The 18,414-nt window shown below is 66.4% G+C and carries 17 protein-coding genes; 12 read left to right on the top strand and 5 right to left on the bottom strand.

From position 1 onward, the window contains the following. Positions 1-10: 10 nt before the first annotated feature. Both HWX87_RS05720 and HWX87_RS05715 read right to left on the bottom strand, forming a co-directional pair. On the bottom strand, positions 11-994 hold the full coding sequence (locus HWX87_RS05720) for an alpha/beta fold hydrolase (RefSeq protein WP_176046183.1): 984 nt from the start codon (positions 992-994) through the stop codon (positions 11-13). Positions 995-1,001: 7 nt separating this feature from the next. Next, positions 1,002-2,585: an NAD(P)/FAD-dependent oxidoreductase gene (locus tag HWX87_RS05715; protein ID WP_176046182.1), complete on the bottom strand. Its 1,584-nt coding sequence runs from the start codon at positions 2,583-2,585 to the stop codon at positions 1,002-1,004. A gap of 92 nt (positions 2,586-2,677) precedes the next feature. Here HWX87_RS05715 and HWX87_RS05710 point away from each other — a divergent pair, with 92 nt between their 5' ends. Next, complete coding sequence (locus HWX87_RS05710; protein WP_176046181.1) at positions 2,678-3,739, top strand: RNA-guided endonuclease TnpB family protein; 1,062 nt, start codon at positions 2,678-2,680, stop codon at positions 3,737-3,739. A 17-nt stretch (positions 3,740-3,756) separates the two neighbouring features. Here HWX87_RS05710 and HWX87_RS05705 read toward each other — a convergent pair whose 3' ends face one another. Further along, on the bottom strand, positions 3,757-4,659 hold the full coding sequence (locus HWX87_RS05705; RefSeq protein ID WP_176046180.1) for an SDR family NAD(P)-dependent oxidoreductase: 903 nt from the start codon (positions 4,657-4,659) through the stop codon (positions 3,757-3,759). Between the two features lie 88 nt (positions 4,660-4,747). Between HWX87_RS05705 and HWX87_RS05700 the strand changes: the two genes are divergently transcribed. After that, positions 4,748-5,401 carry a TetR/AcrR family transcriptional regulator gene (locus tag HWX87_RS05700; RefSeq protein ID WP_176046179.1) on the top strand — a complete coding sequence of 218 codons (654 nt, stop codon included), beginning with the start codon at positions 4,748-4,750 and terminating at the stop codon, positions 5,399-5,401. 255 nt (positions 5,402-5,656) lie between these two features. On the opposite strand, the gene HWX87_RS05695 is transcribed toward HWX87_RS05700, so the two are convergent. Both HWX87_RS05695 and HWX87_RS05690 read right to left on the bottom strand, forming a co-directional pair. Continuing rightward, on the bottom strand, positions 5,657-5,920 hold the full coding sequence (locus tag HWX87_RS05695; RefSeq protein ID WP_176046178.1) for a fucose-binding lectin protein: 264 nt from the start codon (positions 5,918-5,920) through the stop codon (positions 5,657-5,659). A 207-nt stretch (positions 5,921-6,127) separates the two neighbouring features. After that, complete coding sequence (locus HWX87_RS05690) at positions 6,128-7,081, bottom strand: LysR family transcriptional regulator (RefSeq protein WP_176046177.1); 954 nt, start codon at positions 7,079-7,081, stop codon at positions 6,128-6,130. A 127-nt stretch (positions 7,082-7,208) separates the two neighbouring features. Between HWX87_RS05690 and HWX87_RS05685 the strand changes: the two genes are divergently transcribed. The 10 genes from HWX87_RS05685 (at position 7,209) to HWX87_RS05640 (ending at position 18,301) form a co-directional block, all read left to right on the top strand. Beyond that, complete coding sequence (locus tag HWX87_RS05685) at positions 7,209-7,853, top strand: glutathione S-transferase (protein ID WP_176046176.1); 645 nt, start codon at positions 7,209-7,211, stop codon at positions 7,851-7,853. Between the two features lie 36 nt (positions 7,854-7,889). Then, a complete protein-coding gene (locus HWX87_RS05680) occupies positions 7,890-9,983 on the top strand; it encodes a pyridoxamine 5'-phosphate oxidase family protein (RefSeq protein WP_176046175.1) in 2,094 nt (697 codons plus the stop codon). A gap of 123 nt (positions 9,984-10,106) precedes the next feature. Beyond that, on the top strand, positions 10,107-10,310 hold the full coding sequence (locus tag HWX87_RS05675) for a DUF2970 domain-containing protein (RefSeq protein WP_021164122.1): 204 nt from the start codon (positions 10,107-10,109) through the stop codon (positions 10,308-10,310). A 578-nt stretch (positions 10,311-10,888) separates the two neighbouring features. After that, positions 10,889-13,120 (top strand): TonB-dependent siderophore receptor, encoded by a 2,232-nt coding sequence (locus HWX87_RS05670; protein ID WP_176046174.1) that lies wholly within the window; start codon positions 10,889-10,891, stop codon positions 13,118-13,120. A 59-nt stretch (positions 13,121-13,179) separates the two neighbouring features. Then, on the top strand, positions 13,180-13,812 hold the full coding sequence (gene pnuC / locus HWX87_RS05665) for a nicotinamide riboside transporter PnuC (protein WP_176046173.1): 633 nt from the start codon (positions 13,180-13,182) through the stop codon (positions 13,810-13,812). Between the two features lie 42 nt (positions 13,813-13,854). Further along, positions 13,855-15,045 carry a phosphotransferase gene (locus HWX87_RS05660; RefSeq protein WP_176046172.1) on the top strand — a complete coding sequence of 397 codons (1,191 nt, stop codon included), beginning with the start codon at positions 13,855-13,857 and terminating at the stop codon, positions 15,043-15,045. Between the two features lie 575 nt (positions 15,046-15,620). Beyond that, complete coding sequence (locus tag HWX87_RS05655; protein WP_176046171.1) at positions 15,621-16,304, top strand: PAAR domain-containing protein; 684 nt, start codon at positions 15,621-15,623, stop codon at positions 16,302-16,304. Next, positions 16,301-16,843 (top strand): hypothetical protein, encoded by a 543-nt coding sequence (locus HWX87_RS05650; protein ID WP_176046170.1) that lies wholly within the window; start codon positions 16,301-16,303, stop codon positions 16,841-16,843. The genes HWX87_RS05655 and HWX87_RS05650 overlap by 4 nt, the downstream gene beginning before the upstream one ends. 5 nt (positions 16,844-16,848) lie before the next feature. Then, a complete protein-coding gene (locus tag HWX87_RS05645; protein WP_176046169.1) occupies positions 16,849-17,535 on the top strand; it encodes a M35 family metallo-endopeptidase in 687 nt (228 codons plus the stop codon). Between the two features lie 13 nt (positions 17,536-17,548). After that, positions 17,549-18,301: a hypothetical protein gene (locus HWX87_RS05640; protein WP_176046168.1), complete on the top strand. Its 753-nt coding sequence runs from the start codon at positions 17,549-17,551 to the stop codon at positions 18,299-18,301. Positions 18,302-18,414 lie beyond the last annotated feature (113 nt).

The raw sequence follows: 18,414 nt of genomic DNA, 5'->3' as shown, positions 1-18,414 counted from the left end.
CGGCCGCGGCTTACGCGATGCGTGCCGTCGGCGCGGCCACCTCGGCCGGCGCGGCGGCGACTTCGAGCAGCCAGTCGGCCGTCGCATCCGGAATCGTGACCGGCAGCATGTGCCCGCCGTCGACGACCTTCAGCCGCACGCGCGCCGACTTCTTCGCGAGCGCGTCGCCGTGCTCGCGCCAGTTCAGGATCGGATCGGCGCGGCCGTACAGCACGTCGACCGGCAGCGCGAGGTCCGCGTAGCGGCGCTCCATCGCGGGCAGGTCGGTGGGCGCCGACAGCAGGTCCGTCGCCGTCGCGTAGAACACGTGCGGGCGCATCCCGAGCAGGCCGCCGCCCTTGACCGGGAAGTCGCGCGGCACGTCTTCCGGCGCGAACACCTGACGCACGGCCTTGCGGCCGGTCAGGATCGTCAGCGGGATCGCGAAGGTCCACGACACGAAGCGGCGCACGAGCGGCGACGGCAGCATCAGCGGCTTGAACGGCGCCGGCGGCTCGGTCTGCTCGTGCGACAGCGGCGCGATCAGCGCGAGCCGGCTCACGCGGTCCGCATGGTTGAGGCCGACCGCCAGCGCGATCGCGCCGCCGAGCGAATGGCCGACCAGCACCGGTTTGTCGAGCCGCAGCGCGTCGATGAACGCGGCGACCGTGCGGGCCTGCGCGTACACGTTCGCCTGCGAACCCGCACCGCGCAGCGAGCGGCCGGCGCCCGGCCGGTCGATGAGGATCACGCGATGCTGCTGCGCGAGCCGCGCAAGCGGCAGGTACGCGAAGTTGCGCAACTGCCCCGCGAGCCCGTGGACGAACACGATCGGCGGGCCGTTGCCGTATTCGACGTAATGGATGCGGTCGCCGCCGATGTCGACGAAGCGGCCTTCGGGCGGAAACGCGCGCGTCACGCGCCGGGCCACGTAACCGGTGAACAGCGCGAGCGCGGCGAGCACCGCGACGACGCCGAGCAGCACGTTCTGGATCAGATGGAGCGTAGCAGTCATGTGGACCTCAACGGGTTTCGAGTGCGGGTTCGGCAACCGGCGCCGCGGCGGCCGTGCCGGCTTTCGCGCGGCGTTCGAAATGCATCGCCGAATCGGCGAGCGCGCTGAACTTCAGCGACGCGAGATCGCGCACGTAGTTCTGGTGGAATTTCCACGGCTTGTGATGGCCCTGCTTCGGCAGGATGCCGGCCGCGCGCTGGATGTAGCCCGAGCTCAGGTTGACGGCCGGCACGTCGCCGAGTTCGCCGGCGCCGAGCCGCGGCACGCACGTGTCGTAGTCGTTCGCGCGCATGTGGTTGAGCAGCCGGCACACGTAGCGCGCGATCAGCTCGGCCTTCAGCGTCCACGACGCATTCGTGTAGCCGAACGACGACGCGAGGTTCGGCACGTCGCTGTACATCATGCCCTTGTACGACACGGTCTCCGGCAGGTCGACCGCGCGGCCGTCGACCGTGACGCGCGCGCCGCCGAGCATCTTCACCTTCAGCCCGGTCGCGGTGACGATCACGTCCGCGTCGAGTTGCTGGCCGCTCTTCAGCTTGAGGCCGGTCGGCGTGAAGCGCTCGATCTCGTCGGTGACGATCGACGCGCGGCCCGCGCGGATCGACTTGAACAGGTCGCCGTTCGGCACGAGGCACACGCGCTGGTCCCACGGCATGTAGCGCGGCGTCAGGTGCTTCGCGACGTCGAAGTCGGGGCCGAGCTGCTTGCTGGCCGCGCGGATGATGAACTTCTTCGTCTGGTCGGGCTTGCGGCGCGACACGTTGTACAGGTAGATCGTCAGCAGCACGTTCTTCACGCGCACGAGCCGGTGTGCGAGCCGCGACGGCAGCACGCGCCGCAATGCGTTCGCGATCTTGTCGCGTGCGGGCAGCGACACGATGTAGGTCGGCGAGCGCTGCAGCATCGTCACGTGCTGCGCGTCGGCCGCCATCGACGGCACGAGCGTGACGGCCGTCGCGCCGCTGCCGATCACGACGACGCGCCGGTTCGCGTACGACAGGTCCTTCGGCCAGTGCTGCGGATGCACGAGCTTGCCCCCGAACGTGTCCATGCCGGGCCAGTCGGGCCGGTAGCCGGCGTCGTAGTCGTAGTAGCCGCTGCACATGAACAGGAAGCGGCACGTATACACGAGCGTGTCGGTCGAGCCGCCCTGTGTGCGCTCGATGCGTACCGTCCAGCGCGCGCGGTTCGAATCCCAGTCGGCCGCGACGACCTTCTGGCCGTAGCGGATCGTCTTGTCGATGCCGTACGTGCGCGCGGTGTCGCGGATGTAGTCGAGGATCGTCTGGCCGTCCGAGATCGCCTTGTCGCTGTGCCACGGGCGGAAGCTGTAGCCGAGCGTGAACATGTCGGAATCCGAACGGACGCCCGGATAGCGGAACAGGTCCCAGGTACCGCCGATCGCGTCGCGCGCTTCGACGATGGCCACGCTCGCATACGGGCAGCGCTGCTTCAGGTGGTACGCGGCGCCGATGCCGGACAGGCCGGCGCCGACGATCAGCACGTCGAGGTCGCGGTTGTCGCCACTGTCGCGGCGGGTGCCGGGGGCGGGCGGCGCATCGCGCCGGTCGGTCGTCGTCGAGGTCATCGCGAATTGCTCCGAGAAACCCCGCCATTGATGGCGGGAAGGAAAGGAATGCTGTTGACAGGCAGCTTCTTCCACGGGTTAGGATCATCGGTATGATTCTTGTCTACCGCTACCGAGTGAAGTCGCTCAACGGACTGCTTAACAAACAGAGCCGTGCGGTGAGCTACGTCTGGAACTTCTGCAACGACACGCAGAAGCACGCGCTCAAGTGGCACAAGAAGTGGCCGACGGGTTTTGACCTCAACATGCTGACGACCGGCAGCAGCAAGGAACTCGGCATCCATTCCGGAACGGTCAACGCAACGTGCGAGCAATACGCGAAGTCGCGTAGCCAGCATCGACCGCATCGACCACCTTACCTGCGCTATCGCGGCAGGAAATCGCTCGGCTGGGTGCCGCTGAAGGGCCGAGACTTGAAGCGCGAGGGCGATGCGTTCCGTTTCTCCGGCAACACCTTTCGCGTGTTCAACAGCCGCCCGCTTCCCGAAGGCAAGATCAAGGACGGAACCAACTTTGCGCAGGATGCGCGGGGCAACTGGTTTCTCAACATCGTGATCGAGATGCCCGATGTTCAGGCTCGCCCGATCCGTTTTGGCGTCGGCATTGATCTCGGCTTGAAAGAGTTCGCCACACTTTCGACCGGTGAGAAACTGCCCAACGACCAGTTCGGCCGCCGTGCAGCGGACAAGCTGGCGAAAGCGCAGCGAGCACGCAAGCACAAGCGGCATATCGCGAAGCTGCACGCCAAGGTGGCGAACGCCCGCGCCGATTTCCAGCACAAGCTCGCGCTCGATTTGATGCGACGCTTCGACTACATCGCGGTCGGCAACGTGTCGGCCGTCAAACTCGCCAGAACCAGGATGGCGAAGAGCGTCTATGACGCATCCTGGTCGTCCTTCCGGGACAAGCTCCGTTACAAGGCGATGGCGCACGGAGTCACGTTTGAGGAAGTCGACGAAAGTGGTTCCACCCAGTCCTGTTCGGCGTGCGGGTCGAAAGACAGCACGACGCGGCCGAAAGGTATCGCGGGACTGCGAGTAAGAGAGTGGGCTTGCAGTAACTGTGGTGTCGCACATGATCGTGATATCAACGCTGCGCTGAACATTCTCCGATGCGGACGTGCATCGCCAGATGTGGGAATCCCCCGCCCTTAGGCAGGCGGAGGAGGACGTCAAGCGGGGTCCTTGGTCGGCGTGGTCGGGAGCGCGGCCGGAGCATGCGCGCGGTCGAGGTTGCGTGCGCGGGCGCGGCGCACGTGGCGCAGCATCAGCCACTGGTAGCCGGCGCCGAGCAGGCGCGCGATCCGGTCGAGCCGGCGCGCGTCGACGCCGACGAGCACGCGGCGCGCATTGCGCTCGACACCCGCGAGGATCTGCCGCGCGGCGTCGTCGGCCGTCGTTGCGTTGATCAGGCGGTTCGCCTGGCGGCGATGGGTCGCTTCGTCCTGGCCCGTGAGCGCGTGGATGCTGGTGTCGACACGGCCCGCGTCGACGATGCTGGTCGCGACGCCGCCCGGATGCACGCAGGTCGCGCTCACCGGCGCGCCGTCGAGTTCGAGTTCCATCCGCAGCGCCTCGGTGAAGCCGCGCACCGCGAACTTGGTGGCGTTGTACGCGCTTTGCGTCGGCATCGCGACAAGGCCGAACAGGCTCGACGTGTTGACGATGTGACCGTCGCCCGACGCGCGCAGGTGCGGCAGGAACGCCTGCGTGCCGTGCACGACGCCCCAGAAATTGATGCCGACGATCCATTCGAGATCGGCGAGGCGCGCGGTCTCGGCGCTGGCGGCCAGCGACACACCCGCGTTGTTGAAGATCAGGTTGACCTTGCCGTGCTCGGCGCGGACGAAATCGGCCCACGTGAACACCGCGTCGCGGTCGGCGACGTCGAGCCGCCGCGTGCTCACGCGCACGCCGTGCTGCGCGCAGGCAGCCGCCGTGCCGGCGAGCCCGGTTTCGTTGACATCGGCGAGCGCGACCTCGCAGCCGCGCCGCGCGAGCTCGACCGCGAGGCTGCGGCCCATGCCCGAACCGGCGCCCGTGATCGCGGCAACCTTCCCGGAAAACCCCTTCATCCGTCGTTCCTCCCGTTCCGCTTGCGCTGCACCGGCGGCGCGTCTATTGTGGTGTTGGTCGTCACCACTTTAGTTTTCGGGTGTCCTGATGTCAAATAGCGGAATGGAGAAAGCACTCGAAACGGAAAAAAGGGGCCGGTCGTACGGCGGCGTCGCGCCCGAAGTGCGGGCCGCCGAGCGCCGCGACGCATTGATCCGCGCGGCGACGCGCGTGTTCGGCACGGTCGGGTTCCGCAAGGCGACCGTGCGGTCGATTTGCCAGGAAGCGAAGCTGAACGATCGCTATTTCTATGCGGCGTTCGACAGCACCGAGGATTTGCTGCGCTGCACCTACCTGCATCACGCGCAGCAGCTGCATGACGCGGTCGCGCAAGCGGTGGCCGCGCGCGGCGGCGACCTGCGCGAGAGCGTCGACGCGGGGCTTGCCGCGTTCTTCGCGTTCCTGCGCGACCCGTGCGCGGCGCGCGTGCTGCTGCTCGAGGTGATGGGCGTGAGCGCGGACACCGACATGACGTACCAGCGCATGCTGATCGACTTCGGCAAGCTGATCATGGCGATCGGCGCGCCGCGTGAAGCGGCGACGCCCGCGGAGCGCACCGAGCAGCGGCTGATCGGGCTCGCGCTCGTCGGCGCGATGACGAACGTCGGCGCGGCGTGGTTGCTCACCGAATATCGCGATTCGGAGGCGCAGATGATCGCGAGTTGCAGAAAAGTGCTGCTGGGAACATTGCAGGCGACCTGATTCCGATCGGCGAATTACCCGCGCATCCCGTTTCGTGAATATATTCGCGATCCGTTTTGATAATTAACGGGTGCGGATTGATATTCGCAAGGCGCAGAATTTAACCTGGTTGTCATTTTTAGAATTCGGGTTTTTATTTCCGATTGGTGAATTTAAGAAATTTGAATTGGAATTGAAAAATAAAACGCAACGCCAATCGAGACTGGCGTTGCGCGGTGTCACGCGCGGACGGTGCCGCGCGGGCGGGACACGGAATCAGGAACCCGTGTAGCCGCCGCGGGTCCAGCCGTCACCGTCCCAGCAATACTCGGTCGTCGTGCCGCCGCTGGTCGCGTACACGCGGATGTGGATGGCGCTCCCGACCAGCCAGCACGTGGCCGACACGTTGTCGCCTGCCTGGTTGAACGCGCCCGTGTACCAGTTCTGGCCGTCGTAGCAGCGTTCGGTGATCTTGTTGCCGTTGGCCGTGTAGACACGAATCGACGGCGTGGTTCCCCATGAAATTGCGGCGGTTTGCATTTCCAGACTCCTTGATTGATTGAACAAAATGGAGAATTGAAACGTTTCGGTAAACGCGTGTTTGCGTATTACCGGAAACAAGACTAGTAGAAAATCTGGAAAGCAAAGCGATATTTTTATGAAGAATAAAGGGGCGTATTTGTTCGGGGGCGTAAAAGTTTTGCGAAAGGGGTTCGAAGCGGAATATGAGTGCGTGGCGATCCGGATTCAGCCGTCCGCGCGTGTCGATCGAACCGGGCGCGCGGGCGCCGGCGGCGGCGTCTCGCCGATCCGCGTCTTCATCGCGTCGATGAACGCCCGCACCTTCGGCGACGGCAGCCGCGTCGACGGATACACCGCATGGATCCCGGCCGGCGCGGTGTGCCACCCCGGCAGCAGCCTCACGAGCCGGCCGGCCGCGACGTCGTCCGCGGTCGAGAAATCCGTCAGCAGCCCGAAGCCGCCGCCCGCGAGCACGATCGCGCGGCATGCGGTCGCGGTGTTCGACACGACCGGCGCGACGCAGCGGACTGCCGCGCTGCCGCCGCGGACGTGGTCGAGTTCGAGCGTATGCGGGCGCGGCAGCGTCGACAGCATCACGAACGGCAGCGCGGCGAGCGCATCCGTATCGCGCGGCAGCCCGTGTCGCGCGATGAACGCGGGGCTCGCGACCAGCCATTTCTCGTAGGTGCCGAGCTGCACCGCACGATAGTTCGAATCGGCGAGGCGGCCGATCCGGATCGCGACGTCGAGGTTGTCGGCGACGAGGTCGACGACACGGTCGTTCGCGACCAGTTCGACATCGAGCCCCGGATGCAGGTCGCGCAGTGCGACGACGGCCGGCGCGACGACCAGCGCGCCGTAGTCGATCGGCACGCTCACGCGCAGCGTGCCGCGCAGCGGCCCCGCGTCGGACGACACCGCATCCAGCGCGGTCTCGGTTGCGCGCACGATGTCGCGGCACGCATCGTAGAACGTGCGCCCCGCATCGGTGACGCTCAGCCGCCGCGTCGTGCGCACCAGCAGGTTCGCGCCGATCTCGGATTCGAGGCGCTGCATGTGCGTACTGACGACCGTCTTCGCGAGGCCGAGCCGCTCGGCCGCGGCCGTCAGCGAGCCGGCATCGACCACCGCGACGAAGATCGCCAGCCGGTTCAGGTTCACGTCGCGCAGATCGGCCATCGTCGATTGTCCTATGAGAGCGGATAATGTTTCAGCGATTATCCGTCTTCTGGCGATGAACGGCGAGCGCTACGCTGGAGCCGTTCGTCGCCGACTCCCGGCGGCGCGAGATTCCGGAGTGTTTTCCATGTCTGCCGCCAGCAAGCCCGCGTCGCCGATCCGCGTCTATTCCTTCCTGCTCTCGGGGCACGCGCATCGCGTCAGGTTGTTCCTGGCGCTGCTCGGCCTGCCGTCCGAGACCGTCGATGTCGATCTCGCGGCCGGCGCGCAACGCGAGCCGGCGTTCCTCGCGCTCAATCCGCTCGGGCAGGTGCCGGTGATCGACGACGGCGGCACCGTGATCGCCGATTCGAACGCGATCCTCGTGTACCTCGCGAAGCGCTACGGCGACGCGCACTGGCTGCCCGACGATCCGGTCGGCGCGGCCGTGGTGCAGCGCTGGCTGTCGTATGCGGCCGGCCCGATCGCGTCGGGCCCGGCCGCTGCACGGCTCGTGACCGTGTTCGGCGCGCCGCTCGATCCGGAGGCGGCCAAGCGCACGGCCGCGAAGGTGCTCGACGTGATCGATCGCGAGCTGGCCGGCAAGCCGTTCGCGGCCGGCGCGCAGCCGACGATCGCGGACATCGCCGCGTACACGTATATCGCGCACGCCCCGGAAGGCGGCGTGTCGCTCGAACCGTATCCGCACGTGCGTGCGTGGCTGGCGCGTGTCGAGGCGCTGCCGGGCTTCGTCGGCATGCCGACGACGCGCGCGGGCCTGCTCGCCGCGTAACGACCAACGAAGCCGCGCCTGTTCAGGGAGAACGCGATGAACGCACCGGCCGCCGTCGTACCGGGTTGGGAACTCGATACCGCGCCGTTTCATGCAGGCGAGCTCGCCGTGCAGCAGCGCGCGGGCGTGACGGAGGCTGCGGGCGCGGCCGGCCGGCGCGGGATCCGGCGCTTCATGCCGGACCAGCATCGGACGTTCTTCGCGCAATTGCCGTTCTTCGTGCTCGGCGGCGTCGATGCGCACGGCCAGCCGTGGGCGACGCTGCGCGCCGGCGAGCCGGGTTTCGTCGCGTCGCCGGACGCCCGCACGCTGCGCATCGCGGCGCGCGCGCTGCCGGGCGACCCGCTGGCGGGCGCGTGGCAGCCGGGCGCGCCGCTCGGCGGGCTCGGGATCGAATTCGACACGCGGCGGCGCAATCGCGTGAACGGCGTCGTGCGCGCGGTCGACGGCGATGCGTTGACGATCGCGGTCGAGCAGAGCTTCGGCAACTGCGCGAAGTACATCCAGGGCCGCAAGCCCACTTTCGTGGCACGCGAAGTCGATGCCGCCGTCGAGCCCGACGTGTCGGACGCATTGAGCGAGGCCGATCGTGCGCTGCTCGCGCAGGCCGATACGTTCTTCGTCGCGAGCGCGAACACGTCGGCGGACGCCGGCGCCGCGCGCGGCGCGGACGTGTCGCATCGCGGCGGGATGCCGGGTTTCGTGCGCGTCGACGATGCACACACGCTGACGACGCCGGATTTCAGCGGCAACCGCTTCTTCAACACGCTCGGCAACCTGCAGCACGATCCGCGCGCGGGGCTGCTGTTCATCGATTTCGACAGCGGCGACCTGCTGGTCGTCGCCGCGCGGGCGGAAATCGTATGGGACGGGCCGCTCGTCGCGTCGTTCGACGGCGCGCAGCGCGTCGTGCGGTTCCATGTGCGGGAAGTGCGACGGCTGCGCGCGGTACTGCCTTTCCGGTGGTCGGCGGTCGAACGCGCGCCGCAGTTTGCGGCGATGGCGGCGGGCGCGGGTGCGGGTGCGGCGGGCAGCCCGGTGCAGTCCGCATCGGCATCGGCAACCCCACCGGCAACGGCATCCGAATCGCTCTCCGCATCGGCACCCGCTTGGCGGCCGCTGCGCATCGCGAAGATCGTCGACGAAGCGCGCGCGATTCGCTCGTTTCATTTCGAACCGGCGGATGGCGGCGCGCTGCCGGCCTATGACGCCGGGCAGCACCTGACGTTGCGCGTCGCGCTGCCGGGCAGCGAAGCGCGGGCGATTCGCAGCTACACGTTGTCCGATGCGCCGGGCGGCGCGCATTACCGGATCACGGTGAAGCGCGAAGGGCGCGTATCGGCGTGGCTGCACGATCACGCGCAGGCGGGCATGACGCTCGACGCGCAGATGCCGCGCGGCCGCTTCACGTTCGATGTCGCGAGCCCGCGCCCGGCCGTGCTCGTGTCGGCCGGCATCGGCATCACGCCGATGGTTGCGATGCTGCGCCGCGCGCTGGCCGACGATCAACCGGCGCGCCGCGTGGTGTTCGTACACGGCGCGCGTGAAGCGGCAGACCGGCCGTTCGCGGCGGAGCTGGCGCGCATGGCGGCCGCCGACGGACGGTTCTCGCTCCACTGGTTCGACAGTCATCCTGACGAACGCTCGGCGGCGCAAGCCGGCCGCATCGACATCGCACAGCTGAAGCGGATCCTGTCGTTCGACGACTACGACTTCTACCTGTGCGGGCCGGCGGCGTTCATGCGCGACCTGTACGACGGGCTGCGCGCGCTGAACGTGCCGGACGAACGCATCCGCTTCGAAGCGTTCGGGCCGTCGAGCGTTGCGCGCAGCGCGGCCCGCACGTCTGCCACGCCGGCGGCGAGCGTGCCGGTCGTCTTCCGGCGCACGGGGCGCGAAGCCGCATGGACATCCGCCGACGGCCCGCTGCTCGAGTTCGCCGAGGGGCAGGGGGTTGCCGTGCCGTCGGAATGCCGGTCGGGCTCATGCGGCACGTGCGCGACGCGCGTGCTGTCCGGTGCGGTCGACTACGAGCAGATGCCCGACGCACAGGTCGAACCGGGCTGCGCGCTGCTGTGCGTCGCGCGGCCCGCGACAGGCGCCACGGAGCCGCTCGTGCTCGACCGCTGATGGCCCCTGCGACATGCCGCCGCAGACGGCCTGCTGCGCGAAAAGCGTGCGCAACTGCTTCTTTTTTCGGATGCCGGTCGGATCGACGATAGCGTCAACCGATTCGATGAAAGGAGCACAACCATGAAACTGCTCGGCATGATCAAGCTGGTCCTGTGGAGTTTCTTCGGCGTACGCAACAGCAAGGCGCACGCGGCCGATCTCGCGAACGTCAACTACACGCTGCTGCCGTTCGTGGCGATCGTGCTCGCGCTGCTCGTCGGCGCGGTCATCTACGGCGTCGTGCACCTGGTCGTCGATCCGACCGCGACGATGCAGGGGTTCTGAGGGGCGGGTGAACCGGCAGCGGGCCGTCATTCCCGCGCCGGTTTTCGCCCGTTCGACCGGCGCGTGACTGCACCGGTTGTCGCGGTTGCCTCGCAGGACGAGCACAACGATCGCATCGCCGCCGCTGTCGCATCACCCGCCGTACCTTTCCCCCATTCCGCCGTTCCCGCCTCCCGTTCCACCCGATTCCACGGCCATCGTTCCCGCCCGGGGTAAAATGCGCGCCACGCCGCGATGTCGCGCGCGACGGGCAGGCCGCCGTTCCGATGAACGGCCGGCGCAAGCGCCCGCCGCCTGCGCCGGGGCGTTCGAAGCGTCCCCCGCATGACACGACCGCGCGATGCCGCCGGCCGCCCGCCCGCTCCCGACGAATCCGTCGACGGCTGCGTCGGTGCCCGGTGCGTCACCTGTATCCGATGTCCCATCCTGCGTCTTCCTGACCGACCGGCACGCGTGCGTGCCGTATCGTCCGATTCGTCTGATGAATATCGTGTCGTCGCACGCGTCCGCGGGGGCACGCTTCGCAGCTTCGTAACGTGTTTCGACAGGGTCGAGTGGCGAGTTTTCCATCCAGAACAATGACGGTGAATAGAACAACAGCGACGCCCGCACGGCGGCGGCGCACGAAGGTCGGGCTCGGAGTCGGCCTCGGCATCACGCTTTTCGCGGCGCAGGCCGCCGCGGCACCGGGCGACGCGCCCGCGCCGGACGCCGACGCGGCCGGCACCGCGACGCTGCCCGCGATCACGGTGAGCGGCGAGCGCGGCAGCACGCTGCGCGCGCGCGAAGCCTCGGTCGCCGGGCTCGACGACGCGCCGCTGCGCGACACGCCGGCCTCGGTGAACGTCATCACGCGCGCGCTGATCGACGACCAGCAGGCGAAGCGGCTGAGCGACGTTGTGCGCAACGACGCATCGGTCGTCAACGACTATGCGCCGGTCGGTTATTTCGAAGGCTTCGCGATCCGCGGCTTTCCGGTCGATCTCGCGAGCGCGATCCGGATCGACGGGCTGACGGTGTCCGGCGAGCAGAACGTGCCGCTCGAGAACAAGGAGCGCGTCGAGATCCTGAAGGGGCTCGCGGGCATCGACAGCGGCGTCGTCGCGCCCGGCGGCGTGATCAACTTCGTGACGAAGCGTTCCGCGAACGTCGCAAGCGTGACGGGCGGCGTCGACAGCCGCGGCTCGACGTCGGCGGCCGTCGATCTCGGCCGCCGCTTCGGCCCCGACCATCAGTTCGGCTTCCGGATCAATGCCGCGAAGGAGAACATGCACTCGTATATCGACGGCACGAACGGGCGGCGTACGTTCGGCTCGATCGCCGCTGACTGGGATATCAGCCCGCGCGCAAGCCTGCAGCTCAACGCCGAGTTCCAGCAGTGGATCCAGCGTTCCGCGCCCGGCTACCAGTTGCTCGGCGGCACCGTCGTGCCGTCGGTCAAGACGACGTCGAAGGCGCTCGGCACGCAGCCGTGGGCGAAACCGGTGACGACCGACGCGCTGAACCTGAACGCGCGCTTCGACTACCAGTTCAACGACGACTGGAAGGCCACCATCGCGGCCGGCCGCAGTCGCACGATGATCGACGACAACAGCGCGTTCGCATACGGCTGCTCGTATGCGGCGAGTTGCACGGCCGGCGCGACGTCGCCGTTCTTCTTCGGCGCGAACGGCGACTACGACGTGTACGACTTCCGCAGCCCCGGCGAATACCGGCGCAACGACGACCTGCGCGCGGTCACGACGGGCAAGTTCGCGACGGGGCCGCTGCGGCACGAGCTGACGCTCGGCGTGAGCGTGCAGCGCCGCGTCGTGAGCATGGCCGACGCCGTGTACGACTACGTGGGCAGCGAGAACATCTACGGGCCCGACACGACCTTCTCGCCGTCGCCGAATTCGCCTGGGCCGTCGTATCCGCGCCTCGACGCGTGGCAGTACGGCGTGTTCGGGCTCGATCGCATCAGCATCGGCGAACACTGGCAGGTGCTCGCGGGCGGCAAGGAAGTGCTGCTGCGCCAGCGCAGCTGGAGCAGCCTCGACGGCGACACGACGCATACCGACCGTTCGGTGTTCCTGCCGCAGGTCGCGCTCGTCTACAAGCCGGTGAACGTGCTTTCGCTGTATGCGTCGTACAGCAAGGCGCTGTCGCTCGGCGACCAGGCGCCCGTGCGCGCGACCAACGCGTATGCGTTCCTGCCGCCGGTCGAATCCCATCAGATCGAGGTCGGCGCGAAATACGACTGGCTCGACCGGCTGAGCCTCACGGCCGCCGTGTTCTCGATCAGCAAGCCGTTCCAGTTCGCCGACCCGGATCCGTCGGGCACGTCGTACACGTTCGTGCAGCGCGGCACGCAGCGCCACCAGGGGATCGAGCTCGGCGCGGCCGGGCGCGTGACCGAGCGGCTCGGGCTGACGGCCAGCGTCGCGGCGATTCGCGCGCGCGCGTACGATTCGGGTTCGCCGGCGTACGAAGGGCACCAGATCATCAACGTGCCCGCGCTGCGCGCGTCGGTGTATGCGGACTACGCGGTGCCGGGCGTCGCGGGGCTGAACGTGCTGGGCGGCGTCGAGTACAGCGCGGCGCGCAACGCGAACGAGGAGGGCACCGCACGCGTGCCGTCGTGGTTCGTGTTCAATCTCGGCGCGCGCTACACGACGAAGATCGGCGGGCATCGCACGGTGCTGCGCGTGTCGGTCGACAACCTGTTCAACAAGTTCTACTGGCGCGATGCGGGCGAGCAGCAGGGCGACGCGTACCTGTTCCCGGGTGCGCCGCGTACCGCCCGCGTGTCGTTGACCTATGATTTCTGATCGTCCGGATCCGGCCGCGTGACGCGCGGCCCCGGCAGCCAACCAGGAGAGCACAGACGATGTCCCCACTCGAAATCGCCGGCGTGATCGTCAGCGCGCTCGCGATCTGGCTGACCGCGAAGCGCCGCATGCTGTGCTGGCCGGTCGGGCTCGTGTCGGTCGCGTTGTACGGCTGGATCTTCTTCGATGCGAAGCTGTATTCGGACATGCTGCTGCAGGGCGCGTTCGCGGTGCTGCAGGTGTACGGCTGGCAACGCTGGCTCGCGCAACGCGCCAGCGTTGCCGACGGCAGCGCGGCGCCGGCGGGCGATGTCGCGCCCGTCACCGGCGTGCGGCCGATGCAGATGCTGCCCGACCTGATCGCGGCCGTCGTCGGCAGCGCGCTGCTCGGCGGCATGATGGCGCGCTGGACCGACGCGGCACTGCCGTTCGTCGATGCGTCGCTGACCGCATTCAGCCTCGTTGCGCAATACTGGACCGCGCGGCGCTACATCGCGTCGTGGGGGCTGTGGATCGTCGTGAACGTCGTGTACGTCGGGATGTTCGTGTTCAAGGAACTGTATCTGACAGCCGGACTCTATGCGCTGTTCATCGGGCTGGCCGTCGTCGGCTGGCGCGACTGGAGTCGCACGGCCGCGGCGCTGCGCGCGGCGGCCGGCGGAGCGCTGGCAACGGGCGGCGGCGCGCGCTGATCCGCGCGCCGATTCGGATTCAACTACGGAGCAACGTCGTTCATGTCATTCCCACTCGAGCCGGACGGATCCCTGTCGCGTGACGTCGCGCCGCCGCAATTCGGTGTCGACGGCGAGCAGGCCGAACGCGACTGGCCGTTGATGACGCACGATGAGGTGGCGGCGGTACTCGCACGCATCGACGGCGCCGGCGAGCCCGTGCGGCTGACATGGCACAGCCCGCGGCAGTTCGCGGCGGCCGTGCTGGTGCGGATGGCCGACGGGCGCGGGCTGTTCGTCAAGCGGCATCACGCGAGCCTGCGCGACGTCGCGGGGCTCGAGGAAGAGCATCGCTTCATCGCGCATCTGCGCGAACGCGGCATGCCGGTGGTCGACGTGCTCGCGGATCGCGACGGTGCGACCGCATTCTCGTCCGGCGACTGGACCTACGAGGTGCATGTGCTCGCGCCCGGCGTCGACCCGTATCGCGGCGTGATGTCGTGGCAGCCGTTCACGCATGTGTCGCACGCGTACGCGGCGGGCCGCGCGCTGGCCGAACTGCATCGCGCGTCGGCCGGCTACGATGCGCCGGCGCGGCCCGTGCGCACACTGCTGTCGAGTTTTCGCGTGCTGTCGTCCGGCGATCTGGCGGGCGCGCTCGAACGCTGGGTCGAGGCGCAGCCGTTGCTCGTGCGTGCGCTCGGCGCGCGCGACTGGCGCGGCGACGTGGCCGACGCGATCGGCCCGTATCACGCGCGCCTCGCGCCGCTGCTGCCCGCGCTGCCGCCGCTGTGGACGCACGGCGACTGGCACGCGTCGAACCTGCTGTGGACCGAGGCGGGGCCCGGCGCGCAGGTGCGGACCGTGCTCGATTTCGGGCTGTCGGATCGCACCTGCGCGGTGATGGACCTCGCGCTCGCGATCGAGCGCAATACGGTCGACTGGATGGCGCCGGCCGATGCGCGCCGCGTCGAGTACGCGCAGATCGACGCGCTGCTCGACGGGTATGAGTCGCTCGAACCGCTGGGCGACGAAGCCCATGCGGCGCTGGTCGCGCTGCTGCCGATCGTGCATACGGAGTTCGCCCTGTCGGAAGTGGCTTACTTCGGCTGCATCATCGATGCGCCGGCTATCGTCGACATCGCGTACGACGGCTACCTGATCGGGCACGCGCGCTGGTTCGGCGAACGTGACGGTCGGCAGTTGCTCGCATGGCTGCAACGTCGCCGGAGGATGAGGAGCCGGCAGACGTGAGTGATGTATCTGGCACTGGGACGTGTGTGGCGCGTGCTGTCGCATCGCGCGTGAATTCCCCCCGGAGCGGCCGCCCGCAAGCCTGAGATCGCAGCTAGTTTGCGCGCTGTGGCCAATGATTATGGCGATCTGATGGCTGATTGCGGCGGCGCGCTACGTGCCCCGGATGGCGGGTGCTGTCATCGCGCAGCGCGTTCCCGCACCACTCCAATACGAAATCCACCGCACAGCCGATCCGGGTGGGAGTCAGCGGTCAATAAAGACGAGCGCCAGAAACGTGCGTCCGGTGTCTGAACTCGCGAATCCGGGCGTTCAGTTGCTTTAGGCGAACTGGGTGACGTGTGGGCATCGCGGACAAAAATTTCGAACAGCGCAGGCATCCGGCCCGACACCGCACCGCCCGATGCCCGGAAATCATGGCCACAACTGTGCGTTGGATAGTTTTTCGTAAAATTCGTTCGGATACCAGATAATTGTTTCCGAATTTTCGTACACGGACGATTGATCCCCCTGTCGGGTTGGCTTTAAGTTGGCGTGGAGCACATTTCACCCACTTAACCGGAGAGGGATGCAGTATGCCGACCGAACAAGAAGCAAAAGCGCTTATCCATCTTTTCGCGACCATCGGCTCACGTACCGAGCGCGGCGGCTGGGTTGCCGAAGTCGCGGGTAAGACGAGCTATCGCGGGCTGACGCTGGCCCGCGTCGGCGACGTCGTTCAATACGACGACGGCAGCGAGGCCGTTGTCGTCGACGGGGCGGGGTTTGCCGCCACGTCGGAGGGCAAGCCGATCGCGCTGGTCGGCTCGCGACTGAGCAACGGTGACGTCATCACTCAAACATTACAAGACGGAGCCGGCATCCAGGTAACCGATGACGAGTCGATTCCCGGCTTGTTCGATTCGGCCTACGTACCGCCGCCCGCGCGCCCACGCTATCGGCTGGCCGTGAAAGGGGCGACGACCGCAAGGGGCGGCGTGTTGCGCGAAGCAACCGGAACGTGGGACGTGGGCGAATCGCTCGGCAAGTCTGCTGTCGTGGGAAACGTCGTCCACTATGAGGACGGCTCAACCGCCCGAATAGTCAGCGGCCTTGGCATCGCGGATTACCCGGACTTCACGCCGCTCGCCTTCGTTGGTAGCGAACTCTCAAACGGCGATACGGTGACGGACTCCCCGGAGCGTGAAGGCAGGGGCTTCGCCGATACCTTCACGGTGGTGAAATTGGCGATCATGGTTGACCAAGAGGCAGCGACATGATCCGGACTTTTCTCGCCCAGGGCGACCGCGCCGGGAGCGCGATCATCACCGAGGGTCTCGACACTGTGACCTGTTCTAATCCGCCGCCGGCAGTACAAATCGCCACGCTCGGCATGAAAACCTACTGCACGGCTTGCAAGCAAGAAGGGTTTATTGCGCCGAAGGGGCCGCGCTGGCCCGGCACGGGCCCGAACGGCAAGCAATGGGCATTGAGCGGCGATGTCAACGTGTGCGACTGCAGTCCGCCGCCGGTTTTCTACGCGGAACGCAACATGAGGATGATTTTCACGACAGAGGAAGCGGCAGCGCTGACGGGGAAAGGCACTCCACGTTCGTTGTTGGAGATTCACACTGAACACGACGAACAATTTTTTCTGTGCGACGCCGATACTGGCCGACCCTTGGCACACGTGAAATATCGCATCCGTACCGCGTCCGGAAAAGTATTCTGCGGCGCTACGGATGCTACCGGCCATACCAGCCGAATTGTTACGTCGAGCCGAGAAACAATGGACGTCGAGATTCATGTGGGAGAGTAAAGAACATGGCAACAGACGATGCAAATACGCAAGACAATGGTGACTGGATTCACGTCGGGAAGGGGGAGTCGAACACGGTCCTCGGTTCGAAAGTCGTCATTCCGTTGTCACTGAATGGTCCGCCTATCTGCCCTAACATGACCGATGCAGAATTCAGGAAGCTTGTTCTGGGGTTGCGAGATGAGGCCGTCGTCATTACCAAGCAGAGAATAGCCGAGCTGGCGCGTTGGACACCCGATATACAGGCCCGGGTTGCCGTGTGGTTTGGTTCGCCTGACAAAGCGATCAGAACCTGGTTGGCTGCGGGCCTCAGGGCTCTCGTGATAGTCATGTCGGACCTGACCGCCAAGAACTTCGTGCGTCCCGGCTCTGACGCGGATTTGGCTACTGGCTGCTTGCCAAACATGAAGGATCTCGACGGAGAAGTGGCACACGTCTGTCGTCCGGATACTGCGACGCATACGATTGCGATTAATATCCATTTCTGCTCGCTGCCTGATCGCTCCGCGAGCAATCTATCCTCGAAGCAACTTACTATAGTTCACGAGTGTTCGCATTTTATAGATACGTTTGGTTCCGAGGACTACCCGAATGCGTATGGTCGTTGGGCTTGCGAACGATTGGCGAAAGAACATCCTGAGCAGGCTATTGGAAATGCAGACAGCATCGCGTGGTTCGTTTTGGCGCGTTAGCCGGTCCAAAAAAATGAAACGATTGATATTGCTTCTTCTGGTGTTTGCGAACTGCTCGTCGCAGGCCTATGCATGTAAGGTTCTGGAACAAGACAATATGCAATTGGCGTTGAACTCTATCGAGATTGGCAACAGCGATCGGTTGAGCCTTGTTAGGCACTTCCTGACTGCGAGAGAGTGGACACGTGAAGGGGCATCCGCAACTATAGATGCGGCCGCGTTTGCGTGGGAGCGCAATCCGAAGGAGTTGGCAAAATTGCGCGGCGAGGCGATGAAATCCTTCCTTGTACAACTGGGAATGAATCCCCAGGACGTATGGATTAACGAGCGGATCATTCAGGGCAAGGACGGCAATCGTGCCCCCGACGACGCGCATCAAGTCGGCGTTGAATTTGTTCCGAAATGCCCATCCGAAGGTTGTCAGAGTCTATGCAATCTGCCGGGTTTGCGGGGTGTTAGCAGCTATGCAGTTACGGCGGCTACACCCGGTCCCGCGCGTGACGTCGATCTTTTTGCCTGTGGCGACGAGCGCCAGCCTGCAACGGCGCGTATCGTCACGACGGAAAGATGGACACCGCGCACCGAAGATAAAGCGTTGCTCCTTGGATCTTCCTCGAAGCCGCTTGCGCACGTTTGTTACCGAATCACCACGAGTGCGACACGCTATGTCGGGATGACGGACGAGCGCGGGCAAACTGAGCGAATGCAATTGTTAGGACCGGAATATACGAGGATTGAGGTAAAGGTCGACGCGACCAAGAACTAGATCGGGTAACACGGATTGTCCACCGGGAGGTGGGCACTCCACGGACAGTGAAGCGGCACCGCGAGGTTCATGGCACCGTGATCTCCGGCGCGTTGCTGGACAATTACCGCATT

This window comes from Burkholderia sp. BCC1644, from assembly GCF_902833225.1.
Classification (GTDB): Bacteria; Pseudomonadota; Gammaproteobacteria; order Burkholderiales; family Burkholderiaceae; genus Burkholderia.
This window is presented reverse-complemented; position numbering and strand designations above follow the sequence as displayed.